This window comes from Collinsella sp. SGI.033, assembly GCF_050315135.1.
GTDB lineage: Bacteria > Actinomycetota > Coriobacteriia > Coriobacteriales > Coriobacteriaceae > Collinsella.
On record NZ_JBNPOK010000010.1, the window covers coordinates 57,078 to 70,585 of the forward strand.

The following is a 13,508-nucleotide window of genomic DNA, read 5'->3' on the forward strand; positions in this document are numbered from 1 at the left end:
ATGGGCTGGCCGCGCGGCCCTCAAATATACAGGGGGTACTGTAAATGTTCTACACGCTAACCGCTAACCCGGCTGTCGACATGACGGTTTCGAGCTCTCCGCTCGAGCCCGACGAGAACGTCCGCACCGGCTCGGCCAGCTACACGGCTAACGGTAAGGGCCTCGACGTGTCCTTCGCCTTTAAGAAGATGGGCGTCGACACCGTCGCGCTCGGCTTCTTCGCCGGCTTCACGGGCAAGTTTATCGTCGAGGAGGTCATGAACCTGGGTTGCCTGTGCCGCCCGGTCTGGACCGACGGCATCACGCGTATCAACACCTATGTCAACGATGGCCAGCACGAGTACGGCATCCTTAACCCCGGCGCCCCGATTACGCCGGAGCACCAGAAGGAGCTCTACAACATCCTGGACACCGCGGGCGATCTTGAGTGTCTGATCGTCTCCGGCTCCGTGCCTCCCAAAGCTACGCCCGACTTCCTGGCTCAGGTCATGGAGCACGCTCAGGCTCGTGGCGCCGACGTCGTCCTTGACCTGTCTTCCGACAAGCTCAAGGAGCTTGCTCACAAGAAGCCGCTGCTCATCAAGCCGAACCATCACGAGATGAAGGCCATCTTTGGCGTGCCGGTCGACACCGACGACGAGGTCCGCGTTGCTATGAAGATGGCTCACGATGCCGGCGTCCAGAACGTGCTGCTCACCCGTGGTAGCCGCGGCGACGCTTACTTCTCCAACGGCGAGGACATCTGGTACGCTAAGCGTGAGTTCAACATCAAGCTGGTCTCTTCCGTCTGCGCCGGCGACTGCACGCTCGCTGCGTTCCTGCACAAGTGGTACAGGGATCGCGACAACGTCGAGGAGGCCATGAAGCTCGCTATGGCCACCGGCGCCAACGTTGCCGAGTCCGTGGGTATCGGCGACTTCGGTCACGTCGATGAGTATAGCAAGCGCGTTGCTGTCCGCAAGCTCGATCGCAAGTAAGCGAAACGCTACATATTCTTGACCATATGGCGCCCCGGTTTAAGCCGGGGCGCTTATTTGTAAATTGCAAATGAGCTTCAGGGCAAGCACTCCTGATTTTTTTGCCCCTCCTTGCTGCTTTTCTGGCGACCTGCACGCGTTCTACACCGTTCGCCGAGTTGCTATGGTCTTTTCACAAGGTGTGGAATATACTTTCATTATCACGTTGCTCTGTGAAAGGAACATTCATGATTTACACGCTCACTGCAAATCCCGCCATTGATTACAACATTTCCTGCGACGGACTTTCCGCCAACACCGTCACCCGCACGCGCAACGCGGTCTATACGCCCAATGGCAAGGGTCTCAACGTCTCGTTCACCCTCGATCACTACGGTGTCGACACCACGATCCTGGGCTTTTTTGCCGGCTTCTCAGGCGAGTATATCGTCAAGGGCGCCGAGGCCCTGGGTGTGCCCGTCAAGCCCGTGTGGACTGACGGCATCACGCGCGTCAACGTTTTCCTCAACGCCGGTCCCGATACCGAGTACAACATGGTCAATGCAGGCGCTGCCATCAATGCTGCCAACGAGCAGGAGATGTTTGAGCTCATCGACTCGCTCGACGACATGACCTGCCTGGTCATTAGCGGCTCGCTGCCCCCCAACACCTCCGAGGGTTTCCTGGCCGAGGTTCTTCGCCGTGTTAAGGCAAAGGGTGCCGAGTTCGTGCTCGATATTTCGAGCCATCAGCTGGCCGATCTTATTGCCATGGAGCCGTTGCTCATTAAGCCCAACGACGACGAGCTGCTCGACATCTTTGGCATTAAGGTGAGCGGTGGCGACGACGAGTCCGTTAAGGGCGCTATGGCTGAGCTGCACGCCAAGGGCGCTAAGAATGTGCTGCTGACCCTTGGTGGCGACGGCGCGTACTTCTCCAACGGCGAGCACATTTGGTTTGCCAAACGCACCTTTGAGGTCAAGCTGCTCTCGACGGTCTGCGCCGGCGATTCCTCGCTTGCCGCCTTCCTGTCCGTGTGGCACGATGCCCCCGAGTGCGTCGAGGACGCCCTGCGCCTCTCGATGGCAACCGGTGCCAACGTGGTCGAGTGCCCTGGTTTGGGCGATTTTGCCAAGGTGGACGAATATAAGAAGCACATCGACGTTCGCCAGGTCTGCTAACCGTTTAGACACATCGTTGCCGAACACCCGCTTTGGATCTCCGAGGCGGGTGTTTTTATCTGTTGGCCGCATGGGCTCTGCTGTCTCGTTCGCGCGAATCGACGATGTGATTTCATGTGCGCTCACGCTTGTTTCTTGCTAGACTGCTTGAGAACCATCGTTTAACGCTTGCAAGCGTAGGAGGCCATAGGTATGTGTAATGTTTCGCTCAACGGTACGCAGCCCACAGATGCCTCCCTGCGTGTGCTACGTGCGCTTGAGGACGCCGGTCTCGAGGCCTGGTTCGTAGGCGGTTGGGTGCGTGACGCCCTGATGGGACGTCCCAGCCACGATGTTGACATGTGCTGTAGCGGCCTGTGGCAAGAGTCCAAGGCGGCGCTCGAGGCAGCCGGCATTGCGGTAGTTGAGTCGGGTATAAAATTTGGCGGCATTACCGCCCTTTGTGACGATGAGCGTATTGAGGTCACGACGTATCGCCTGGACGGTTTTTACACCGATGGTCGCCATCCCCAGAGTGTGGAGCGTGCGGCGTCGCTTGAGGACGATCTGGCACGTCGTGACTTTACTGTTAACGCCATGGCTTGGCATCCCCAGCGCGGTCTTGTCGACCGTTATGATGGCCAGGGCGACCTGAAGCGTAAGCTGATTCGTGCCGTCGGAGATCCCAAGCGTCGCTTTAACGAGGATGCGCTTCGCATGCTGCGCGCCGTGCGTTTTGCCTGCCGTCTGGATTTTATGATCGAGCCTAAGACCAAACAGGCGCTTGCCGAGTGCTCGCCGCTGCTCGATGCCGTGGCACGCGAACGCGTGGGCATTGAGCTCGAGGGGATTCTATCGACCGGACATGGGGGAGACGCGATGCTACGCTATCCCGAGCTTGTTTGCGCCGCCGTGCCCGAGCTTGCGCCGGCTCGTGGGTTTGACCAGCGCAGCGTCTACCACGCCTTTAATGTCTACGAGCATATCGCTCGCGTTTTGACGGTAGCGGGGGAGCTGGCACTGTGTGACGGCGTGGCGCCTTCGTCGAGCTTAATGTGGGCAGCGTTTTTGCACGATGTCTCCAAGCCCGATTGCTTTACGGTCGATCATGCGGGCAGCGGCCACTTTTACGGTCATCCTGAGCTTGGTGCCAAGAAAGCGCGCGCTATTATGGATCGCTTGGCGCTTTCGCACGATTTGGTTCGCGACGTGTGTCTGCTTATCAGGTATCACGATAAGCCGTTGCGCCCCGAGCGCTCCTGTTTGCTCAATATGATGCGCTCGCTTTCGGGTGAGGGCGTCGACACGCCGCGTTTGATTGACGAGCTTATGGACCTTAAGCGTGCCGATACGCTGGGTAAGGCACCGTCGTGCTTCTATTACGTCGAGACGATCGAGGAGATGCGTTCGCTCGCACACGAACTGTTGGAAGCGGGGGAGCCCTATACGCTTAAGATGCTTGGCATCAACGGAGGGGACCTGATTCGCGCCGGCGTCAAACCGGGGCCTGAGCTGGGACAGCTTCTCAACGTCGCCCTCGACGCCGTGATCGAAGACAACGTCCCCAACACCCGCGAAGCCCTTCTGGCCCACCTCAACCTGGGGTAGCTCATTTGGGACGGGGCTTTTTTAGCTACCCCGCTGTCAATAGGACGAACAATAGTGATTCTGGCAGGGGTAGCTAAAAAAGCCCCGTCCCAAATTAGCTACCAGGTTGACCTGTGTGTTCCATAACCTCACGACAAAATTTGGCCAATTTGGAATTTCTTCTTGCGCTCGCGTTTTTTGTCCCGTAATATATGTCCTCGCAGCACGGCAGTGCAGATGTCATGTGGCCCGTTCGTCTAGCGGTTTAGGACGCCGCCCTCTCAAGGCGGAGATCACCAGTTCGAATCTGGTACGGGCTACCACTTCTTTTCTGCTGAGGCTTATGGCCCGTTCGTCTAGCGGTTTAGGACGCCGCCCTCTCAAGGCGGAGATCACCAGTTCGAATCTGGTACGGGCTACCAAGTTTTGGATACCCGACCTTCTTTTCGAAGGTCGGGTTTTTTATTATCTGCGGGCTTGTCTGTTAATCCCATTTGCCCCATAGCTTTACGTTTTGCTTATCTCCCATACGGGTACAATAGGCCAGATACATTGACGGTCAGAAGGAGCCTCATGACGGAGTCCTCTCAGCATACCCCACAGCCTCAAGTCGATGTTTCGGGCGGCGATGACAACAAGAGCGCACGTCGTGGTGCCATCTTTATTGGCATTGTGCTGGTGGGCTATATCGTCTATTTGGTCGTGACCGGTCAGATGGGTCAGTTCTGGGCCGCCATGGCTAGCGTTCAGGCGCCGTGGCTCGCTGCCGCGTGCTTCTGCATGTTCCTATACTTGTTTTTTGGCATCGTGGCGTACGCGATTGCCGTATGGCTCGATCCCAATTCGCCTGTCGGCATCCGCGACCTCATTTCGGTCGAGGCGAGCGGCATCTTCTTTGGCAACCTGACACCCATGATGATGGGCTCCACGCCTGCCCAGATTTATCGCCTGACCAAAGCCGGCCAAAATGTGGGCGAAGCGGGTGCCACGCAGTTCACCCGCTTTATCGTGTACCAGTTTGGTTTGGTGGCATGGGGTGCCATTCTGCTGCTCGCCCGCATGCCGTTTTTCGCCGAGCGCTATGGCGACATGACGCTGCTTTGCGTCTTTAGTTTTGGCGGCCACTGCTGCATTCTTCTCGGCATCTTTGCCGTGGCGTTGATGCCCAAGACCGTCACGCGCGTCGCACATTGTATTATCAATTGGCTCGAGCGCATGGGCGTTTCCGCTACTAAGATCGAGGGCTGGCGTACCTTTGTCGATGGCGAGATCTACTCGTTCTCCGAGAAATTCAAACTCTCTGCCGGCCATTTTTCGTCCATGCTGCTCACGGTCGTCATCACCATGTTGCAGCTGGCGTTTTTCTACCTGGTTCCGTATTTTTTGATGCTTGCCTTTGGTCAGTACGATGTTGACTTTTTCTCGGTCATGGCGGCGAGTGCTTTTGTACAGCTGTTGAGTTCCGCCGTCCCGCTGCCTGGCGGCACCGGTGGTGCCGAGGGCGGCTTCGCGCTGTTCCTGGGTCACTTTTTTGGCACGGCAGCGACTGCCGGCTATCTGCTTTGGCGTCTGATCACCTTTATCGCGCCGACCATTTTGGCCGCCCCTCTTTTGGGCCTTAAGAGCGCTCATAACGAGAGTATCCATGCGCGCTGGGACCGTATGATGTGCAAGCTCGGGCGCACTCCTCAGAAGCCTTCTACGTCCGTTAAGGCACATCCAACCTCTCAGGTTACCGTGGACCCCAATCAGCATGCTCAAAAGACTGCTGTGGCCTCTAAACCGGCACGGAAGACCTATGTTCGTCAGACTGGCGACGGTATCCGCGTTTCCCCTGCGGCGCTTAATAAAAAGAAGCGGCCCTAGAGCCCAGTTGGTGAGTCGTGCGTTCTTAATGATGCTCGTCATTGCGATGCTAGATGTAGGATAATCCTCTTACGTTGATTATCTCCCACTTGTACAGGAGCTATAGGTGGGCAGTTGACATGAAGGGGACACGTCTATGGCCACCACTAAACCGCGCCTTGACCGCCGCATCGTTCGCAGTCGCAATGCGATTCTTTCGGCATTCGAGCGACTGCTGATGGAAAAGCCCCTCGCCGATATTACGGTGAGCGCCATCGCGCGCGAGGCAAATGTCGACCGTAAGACCTTCTACGTGCACTTTGGCACGGTGGACGGCTTGCTCGATGCCATTGCCGTGGATGTGGTCGAGATGATTGTCGACTCAGTCGAGAAGACGCTTTCCTCTATGGGCGGTAACACCAACGAGCGAGCACTCGGAGCGGCGGCGACCTTCTTCAAAACCGTTAACGAGGCGCTGTGCAACAATTTGGTGCTCAATCGCCAGCTGATTGAAAACATTCCGCTCGACGACTTTATGGCTCGTCTTCGTGCGCCGCTCGAACATGAGATTGCCGAGCGCAATCTGCTGCCCCAAGGCCTCAAGGACGAGATGTTCGATTACTACCTGGCGTTTTTGCTGTCCGGTATTATCGGTATCTATCGCACGTGGGCATTATCCGACGGCTCGGTTCCCATCGAGCGCGTCTCGGCGGTCGCCAACGACCTGACCCTGAACGGCCTTTCGAGCCTAGAGACCCGTTTGTCTTAGTGCGGTATCCCCTGGAGCTCCCTTGCCGTTTAGGTCGTCTATCCGTAGTGTGATGCTTGATTGATTGGGATGAATCTGAGTAAATACGCCCGGTGATACCCGAAAGATCGGTATCGGTTTTCTTGAATTATTGCGGGAGAGTGGTAAAACCTAATTTAGGTTGTTTTGAACCCGGTGACTATGGCCTGATTCTGATGGATACTCAGATGTTTGTTATGGACAGGCAAAGTAGCAATAAAACAGAGATTGAAAAATACGTATGAATAATATCGTTTCCTTGTTTATGTTTAGTCGTTGTGATTATGAGAAAGTAAAACAGAATGCATGGGAAGAAAACTGGAAAGCCATGCGGCTGTATTCTGTTGTGGCGCTTGTTGCCTTTGGAGTCATAACGCTGCTGAGTGCGGTTTCTCTGAGTATCGGAAAATATAAATGGGTGTATCTGGCCTATACGTTCCTTTCTTTGCTCTATTTTTGCATTTCTCGTTGTCAACTTAGAAGCTTCTTGGGGAAAGAGCTGGTTGTATACAGCTTTTTTGCCGCGCTGCTGCTGTTTGGCATTATTACGGGAACGCTGATTACGCCGGAGGAGCTCACGGTCAACTACATTGTGTTCATGATGGTAGCGCCGCTGCTGTTTACCGCTAGAGCGGCGGTCATGAACGGGCTGATCCTGAGCAGCATGTTGCTCTATATCGGACTTGCTTTCTTTGCGCAGCATAACCCAATCCTATCCCAAAACCTCGTGAATGTTATTTTGTACGGGGTGCTGAGTATGTTTCTGACTGCCACGATGATGCGAAGCAAGCTCCAGATAATCCTGTACCATAAGGAAATGGAAGCGTTGGAAGTCAGCAAGCGCGAATCGCAGGAACGACTCCTGAATTACGAGAGATTCCTCACGGACATGGTTCGGTATGCCGCTTCAGAAGCAACTCCGGACAAAGTACTGAATCAACTGGTGGAGTATATCGGACAGCGTGTGACCGCCGATCGAGCGTACATCTTTGAACAGAATGACCGCGGAACGTTTGACAACACCTACGAGTGGTGCAAAGCGGGCGTACCCAAAGAAAAAGATAACCTGCAGGATGTGCCGTATGAAGGCATCATTGAAACATGGTTTGCACAATATCAAGAATCTAACAATGCCATCATCCATGACATTGAAGAATGCAAAAAAACAAGCGAAGCCATCTATGAACGGCTGAAACCTCAGGGTGTCAATACCTTTGTGACAGGGCCAATCAAAATCAACGGCAAGATGGTCGGATTCTACGGTGTGGACAATCCTCCCAAAGAGAAACTGCACGAGATCTCGAATGAGATGGATATGATCGAGTTTATGGTCTCTTTTATGATAAGACTGCGCGATAATGCGAATGCACTGGAGCATAGTGCGTTATATGACCAGCTCACAGATTGTAAAAACAGAAAAGCACTGGATTGGGCGTACACAGAAAAGCTGGAGAAGTACTTTCCCCTGGCGGTTGTCATGTGCGACCTAAATGGCCTAAAGGAAATAAATGACCAAAAGGGACATGACGCCGGTGATAAAGCCATTGTGCAGACCGCACAGACGCTGAAATCTGTGTTCGGAAAGCGTCATGTGTATCGGCTTGGCGGAGATGAGTTCATTGCGGTTCTGCCAAACATCACACATCCGGCGTTTCAGAAACTACTGGAAACGGCAAAAAGCCAACTGGGGGCTACCGCGTCCCTCGGTACGACGATAAGCGGCACAAAGGACACGGATTTTGAGTCGCTTCTGAAAGCCGCAGATGCGCAAATGTATGAAAACAAGAGGCAATACTACATCTCGGCAGGGAATGATCGGAGAAAGCACAGCTTGTGAGAGGGAAAAGCTGCGCATATAAACGTAAAACTGCACGGTATTTCACGACTTTGACCGCACAGGGCAGCACGGTTCGTGATGTGCTATGAGTGCACGACCACGCATAGGCCTACGTTGATGCAATCGTGGAGTGCCTTGGCATCGGCCAGACGCAAGTTGATGCAACCGTGGCTGCCGCACCATTTGTACGAATTTGGGTCGTCAAAGCTCTGATCGTTTTGCCATGTTGCATCATGGAAACCAACCATGTTGCCTTCAAACGGCATCCAATATGACACGGGGCTTTCGTATTTTGGTTTTCCGGTCTTTGGGTCTTTGGCACCGATGAGCTTGCTTGCGCCGTCATTGCTATTGATCTGCCAAACTCCCTCGGGGGTGGCATCCTCTCCCGGTTTGCCCGAGATAAAGTTGGCCTCCCAAACGATATTACCGTTCTCGTCATAGTAGCGCGCGTGCTGCTCGGACAGGTCGACGTCGATATACGCCTTCCAGTCGGGCTCTCCCTTTGCGGTATAGGTGTCGGCCTTCTGGGAGTACTTAATCTCGATTTCGCCGGTCTGCTTGTTGTTAATGGCGTCCTCGACCTGCTTGGCGAGTGCGTCGCTATCGACGGACCAGCCAAAGTCACCGCCCTCGACGGCACATTCTTTGCCATCGGCACGCGTCCACCAGCGGGTAGTGCCCACGGTATTAAAGCTATTGGCGAGCTCGGCTGCCCAGCTACCGATCTGCGACGTATCGAGTGTGGGGTTGGCCGGATCGGCAAAGCTGATCCACTGCAACACGGAGCTGCCGTCGACCTTGCCGGCATCCTCGCCGTTGAGCTTGAGGGTCACGTTGACGCCCAAGAAGTTGTTGGCGGCATCGCATGCGGCCTGAATTTGATCATTGGTCAGCGTTTCATTGAGCGGCTCATAGGCATCGTTGCCGAGCTTGGAAAGATCTACGGTCTCGGCCAGCGAGGCAAGCTCGAGCTCGGCATACTTAATGACATGCTCGCGGTTGAGTTTTTCGTTGGAGCGCGCCTTCTCGACGGTAAACTTGCCGGCTTGCTCGTCATAGGAGCTATTGGCCTCGAACGTACCCGAACGGCCCTCGTTAAACTCGTCAATGGCGGCGCCCAGATCCTCCTCAAACTTCTTTTGGTCAAAGGTGTCAGAGAGCATGGACAGGTCGACGTCTTGTTCAAGATCGACTTCGTTGGAGGTAGCGATTGTTTTGGTCTTGCCGCTTAAGGATTCAACAAGGCGGACCGGCCATATAAAGGCTTCGTTGCGGCTGATGATTTCTTTTGCGGCAGCTTCGCCGTCGACGATGGGTTCATCGGACTCGGGCTGATAGCTCCAGTTAAAGTCATCGCCTGTCACCGTGAGCTTATAGTGCTTCCATGCCGAGTTGACCTTAGTGGCAGCAGACGAAGCGTTGGAGAACGAGACGTCGACGCCGGCAATGGTGGTGTTGGGGTAGGCTACCTGCGAAAATGCGACAACGCCAACAATGTAAACGACAACAATGAGGCCCAGAGCAACGAAAAGGGTCATTTTGGCCCCGGATTTTTTCCCGTTGGCGTGGTTCTCTGACCCACGGGGGCCCTTGTGATGGTTTTGCGTGTGTGAAGGCGCGTGCTTAGTCGCTTTATTGCTCTGACGCTGCTGATACGCATGGGGGTTCTGGCGCTGTGAGGTGTTTCCCGAACCTTGCTTTGTGCTATGCGTTGGCGTAATGGGGCGCGGCGACTGAACGCCGCCGGTAGGCCTAGAAGGCTGCTTAGGATCGGGAATCAGTTGGGTGCGGTCGTTTTGCGACATCGTATGCATATCCTTCGAGTTTCGCCTTGCGGCTCATCGTGTTTTTACTGGGCTTGCATTATAGCGATTACCTAGTTGTTTGTGGTATTGAAACGGTGGCATTGGCAAGAGGTTGGACATTTGTCCCACCTCTTGTTTTGGTCGGGTCTTTATCCACACACGCCGCATTTAGCGCAAGCCGAAAGTGCTGCGGGAGCCTGCGCGATGCCGCCCTTGGCCGTCTCTCGTAGCGTAGCTGGAAGTGCATGTCCAACGGAGAGCATCACGTGTGCCATCTGGTCGAAGGGCACAAGGCTTTTGATACCTGCAAGGGCGAGCTGCGCCGAGCTAAATGCGGCCGCCACGCCGATCGCGTTGCGGTTTTGGCATGGCACTTCGACAAGGCCGCCCACGGGATCGCATACAAGACCAAGCAGATTGCTCAGTGCGATAGAGCTAGCGTCGAGTGCCTGCTCGGGCGTGCCGCCCAGCATCTGGACTAGCGCGGCAGCGGCCATGGCGGCGGCGCTGCCCACCTCAGCCTGACATCCGCCTTCGGCGCCGGCGACGCAGGCACTTGTGGTGAGGTTGAGACCAATCGCGGCAGAGCAGTAGAGTGCGTCCATGACCTGTTCGTCATCGAGCTGTAGATGGTCGGCGAGCGCCAACACGCAGCCGGGCACGACGCCCGCAGAGCCGGCCGTGGGGGCGGCGACGATGACGCCCATGGTGGCAGAGCGCTCAAGCACAGCCATGGCGCGGGCTACGGCTTCGGTTTGGACGGCGCCCATCAGGTTTGTGCTCAGATCGTTGCGGCATGTGGCGTCGACGAGTTTTGCCTCGCCGCCGATAAGCCCGCCGAGCGAGCGCTGCGGTGCGGCGATGGGCGCCGTTGTCTCCTCGCGCATGACCTCGAGTACGCGGCGCATGGCGGCGACGGCGTGCTGCTCGCCGGTCAGGCGGGCTTCGCGTACGGCCATGACGGCGCCAATGTTGAGGCCCAGTTCGGCGCAGGCGTCGAGGAGCTGTTCGCCATCGTCGAAGATTTCCTTGGCGGAAACGCCGGGGGAGAGCGATGAGGCCGAGCCGGGAAGCTCAATGAAGGTGGCGTAATCGACATTGTCGAGCATGCGTAGCATGGGAACGACGATGTCATCGGGGGTGCCGTCGGTCTCAAAGACGGAATAAGCTTGGCCGCCCACCTCGGTGCGGTAGGTGCGGCAGAAGGCAATGTTTACGTGTGCGTAGGCGAGCTGGTTCGTGAGCGCGGCGAGAACGCCGGGGACGTCCTGGTGCGCCACAAACAGGGTGGAATACATGCCCGAGATATCGACGCCGACGCCGTTGATGCGGCTGATGCGCATCTTGCCGCCGCCAAGGCTCTCGCCGCGGACCTGCGCCGTGGCGCCCGTGTCATCGACCATGTCGATGTCGACGGTATTGGGGTGGATGGAGGCGTCGTCGCCCTTAATGTCAAAGTGATAGCTGAGGCCCTGCTCGCGCGCGAGGTCAAAGGCCTGCGTGATGTTTTCGTCGTCGGTATCGAGGCCCAAGATGCCCGCGACGAGTGCGCGGTCGGTGCCATGGCCACGGTAGGTGTGGGCAAAGGAGTTCCACAGGCCAAAGGTGACCTTGGTGATGCGGCCTTCCAGCAGGCTGGCGGCAACTTGGGCGCAACGCAGGGCGCCGGCGGTGTGCGATGAGCTGGGGCCGACCATGATGGGACCCAAGATCTCGAATGCCGAGGTCGTAGCTAGTGTTTGCGGCTTGCCTGCCATGGCTGCTCCTTCTCTATCTCGTCGTCCCGAGGGGCGGGGCATACGCTGTCCCGCCGTTCCGAGGGCTTTAGTATTTGGTCGCCTGCTCGGACAGTCCTGCTCGCACGGAGAGCACATTAAGTGCTCTCCGGCTCGTGCGGAACTCGCGATCGACCAAATACTAAAGTCCTCGGAACTTAGGATACATGGTAGAGGCGCGCGTGTTTCAAAATTCATCGGTTGGTGACCTATTCGGTGTCCCATGTCGATACATCTTCACCACCTTTAAATAAAAAAGAGGTACCGGTTGTTCCGGTACCTCTTTTTGGTGCGTTTTTATTTGGCTGTGGTTTTTCTCGTTAGCTTACAGGCCGCAGGCTGCTTTGAGTTCGTCGATGCGGTCCGTTTTCTCCCAGGTAAAGTCGGCGTCTTCGCGGCCAAAGTGACCGTAGGCTGCCGTCTTTTCATAGATGGGGCGACGCAGGTCCAGGTCGCGGATGATTGCGCCCGGGCGCAGGTCAAAGGTCTTCTCCACGGCCTCGACGATCTTGTCCTCGGCAATATGCGCGGTGCCAAAGGTGTCGACCATGATCGACAGCGGCTTGGACACGCCGATGGCGTAGGCCAGCTCGACCTCGCAGCGATCGGCCAGGCCGGCGGCGACTACGTTCTTGGCGACCCAGCGAGCGGCGTACGCGGCAGAGCGGTCGACCTTGGTGCAGTCCTTGCCGCTAAAGGCGCCGCCGCCGTGACGGCCGTAGCCGCCGTAGGTGTCGACGATGATCTTGCGGCCGGTCAGGCCCGTGTCGCCCATGGGGCCGCCCACGACAAAGCGTCCGGTGGGGTTCACATAGATATCGGCGCCATCCCACGGCATGTTCTCGGCATCCATGACGGGTGCGATGACATGCTCGATGAGGTCGGCCTTGATCTTACCCATGTCCTCAACTTCGGCAGCGTGCTGCGTGGAGATGACGATGGTTGTGACCTCCACGGGCTTTCCGTCCTCGTAGCGCACGGTGACCTGGGTCTTGCCGTCGGGGCGCAGATAGGGCAGGGTGCCGTCGTGGCGCACGGCGGACAGGCGTTCCGCCAGGCGGCTTGCCAGGTAGTGCGGCATGGGCATGAGGGTCTTGGTCTCGTTGGAGGCGTAGCCAAACATCATGCCCTGGTCGCCGGCACCGATCAGGTCGATCGGGTCGGTGGTGGCGCCGGTCTGGGTCTCAAATGACTCGTCGACGCCCTGGGCGATATCGGGGGACTGCTCGTGGATGAGGCTCATGACGCCGCAGGTATCGCAGTCAAAGCCAAACTTGGCGCGGTTGTAGCCGATGCGGCGGATGACGCCACGGGCGATTTCCTGCACGTCGACGTATGCCTGGGTGCGAATCTCTCCGGCGACGATGACGGTGCCGGTGGTCACGAGGGTCTCGCAGGCGCAGCGGACGTTTTCCACATTGGCGGGCACGCCGTTGGGCGCAATATAGCCCTGCTCCTGCAGCTCTATTTCTTTGGCGAGGATTGCGTCGAGGACGGCATCGCTGATCTGGTCGGCGATCTTATCGGGATGGCCTTCGGTCACCGACTCCGACGTAAACACAAAAGACCCCTGCTGGGGCGGGATGGAACGAAGCTCTTCTGACATGATTGTCCTTTCGAATAACGTGTCCCAGCGACCGTTACCATTCCGCCGGGCTCTGTATGCAGGGGCACATCATAGCGCGTAAATCCAACATTCACACCCTTTCCGCACCTACTCATAAGGTAGCTAATTTGGGACGGGGCTTTTTTA

At 56.7% G+C, this 13,508-nt stretch carries 9 protein-coding genes and 2 tRNA genes; 8 read left to right on the forward strand and 3 right to left on the reverse strand.

Annotated elements, in window-relative coordinates:
- The first annotated feature begins 44 nt into the window (after window positions 1-44).
- The 8 genes from ACQRC0_RS04785 (at window position 45) to ACQRC0_RS04820 (ending at window position 8,172) form a co-directional block, all read left to right on the forward strand.
- Window positions 45-977, forward strand: coding sequence for a 1-phosphofructokinase family hexose kinase (locus ACQRC0_RS04785; protein WP_349125764.1), 933 nt, complete (start codon window positions 45-47; stop codon window positions 975-977).
- Window positions 978-1,204: 227 nt separating this feature from the next.
- Window positions 1,205-2,137: a 1-phosphofructokinase family hexose kinase gene (locus ACQRC0_RS04790; RefSeq protein ID WP_427728177.1), complete on the forward strand. Its 933-nt coding sequence runs from the start codon at window positions 1,205-1,207 to the stop codon at window positions 2,135-2,137.
- Window positions 2,138-2,329: 192 nt separating this feature from the next.
- Window positions 2,330-3,724 (forward strand): CCA tRNA nucleotidyltransferase, encoded by a 1,395-nt coding sequence (locus ACQRC0_RS04795; RefSeq protein WP_427728179.1) that lies wholly within the window; start codon window positions 2,330-2,332, stop codon window positions 3,722-3,724.
- 225 nt (window positions 3,725-3,949) lie between these two features.
- A tRNA-Glu gene (locus ACQRC0_RS04800) sits at window positions 3,950-4,026 on the forward strand.
- A 22-nt stretch (window positions 4,027-4,048) separates the two neighbouring features.
- Window positions 4,049-4,125 (forward strand) — tRNA-Glu (locus ACQRC0_RS04805).
- Between the two features lie 151 nt (window positions 4,126-4,276).
- Window positions 4,277-5,569, forward strand: a complete 1,293-nt coding sequence (locus ACQRC0_RS04810) for a lysylphosphatidylglycerol synthase transmembrane domain-containing protein (RefSeq protein ID WP_427728181.1) — start codon at window positions 4,277-4,279, stop codon at window positions 5,567-5,569.
- Between the two features lie 136 nt (window positions 5,570-5,705).
- Complete coding sequence (locus ACQRC0_RS04815) at window positions 5,706-6,317, forward strand: TetR/AcrR family transcriptional regulator (protein ID WP_427728183.1); 612 nt, start codon at window positions 5,706-5,708, stop codon at window positions 6,315-6,317.
- 259 nt (window positions 6,318-6,576) lie between these two features.
- Window positions 6,577-8,172, forward strand: a complete 1,596-nt coding sequence (locus tag ACQRC0_RS04820) for a sensor domain-containing diguanylate cyclase (RefSeq protein ID WP_427728185.1) — start codon at window positions 6,577-6,579, stop codon at window positions 8,170-8,172.
- Between the two features lie 83 nt (window positions 8,173-8,255).
- Here the strand turns inward: ACQRC0_RS04820 and ACQRC0_RS04825 are convergent, their stop codons facing one another.
- From ACQRC0_RS04825 to metK, 3 genes are all read right to left on the reverse strand, one after another.
- Window positions 8,256-9,713, reverse strand: coding sequence for a L,D-transpeptidase (locus ACQRC0_RS04825; protein WP_427728187.1), 1,458 nt, complete (start codon window positions 9,711-9,713; stop codon window positions 8,256-8,258).
- Window positions 9,714-10,129: 416 nt separating this feature from the next.
- Window positions 10,130-11,737, reverse strand: coding sequence for an L-serine ammonia-lyase, iron-sulfur-dependent, subunit alpha (gene sdaAA / locus ACQRC0_RS04830; protein WP_427728189.1), 1,608 nt, complete (start codon window positions 11,735-11,737; stop codon window positions 10,130-10,132).
- Window positions 11,738-12,080: 343 nt separating this feature from the next.
- Entirely contained in the window at window positions 12,081-13,361 is a 1,281-nt protein-coding gene (gene metK, locus ACQRC0_RS04835; RefSeq protein WP_427728191.1) for a methionine adenosyltransferase, read from the reverse strand.
- Window positions 13,362-13,508: the final 147 nt, after the last annotated feature.

Bases quoted from the DNA above. Each gene is read 5' to 3' on its own strand.
- ACQRC0_RS04785 (WP_349125764.1), top strand. From the start codon at position 45: ATGTTCTACACGCTAACCGCTAACCCGGCTGTCGACATGACGGTTTCG.
- ACQRC0_RS04790 (WP_427728177.1), top strand. From the start codon at position 1,205: ATGATTTACACGCTCACTGCAAATCCCGCCATTGATTACAACATTTCC.
- ACQRC0_RS04795 (WP_427728179.1), top strand. From the start codon at position 2,330: ATGTGTAATGTTTCGCTCAACGGTACGCAGCCCACAGATGCCTCCCTG.
- ACQRC0_RS04810 (WP_427728181.1), top strand. From the start codon at position 4,277: ATGACGGAGTCCTCTCAGCATACCCCACAGCCTCAAGTCGATGTTTCG.
- ACQRC0_RS04815 (WP_427728183.1), top strand. From the start codon at position 5,706: ATGGCCACCACTAAACCGCGCCTTGACCGCCGCATCGTTCGCAGTCGC.
- ACQRC0_RS04820 (WP_427728185.1), top strand. From the start codon at position 6,577: ATGAATAATATCGTTTCCTTGTTTATGTTTAGTCGTTGTGATTATGAG.
- ACQRC0_RS04825 (WP_427728187.1), bottom strand. From the start codon at position 9,713: ATGACCCTTTTCGTTGCTCTGGGCCTCATTGTTGTCGTTTACATTGTT.
- sdaAA (WP_427728189.1), bottom strand. From the start codon at position 11,737: ATGGCAGGCAAGCCGCAAACACTAGCTACGACCTCGGCATTCGAGATC.
- metK (WP_427728191.1), bottom strand. From the start codon at position 13,361: ATGTCAGAAGAGCTTCGTTCCATCCCGCCCCAGCAGGGGTCTTTTGTG.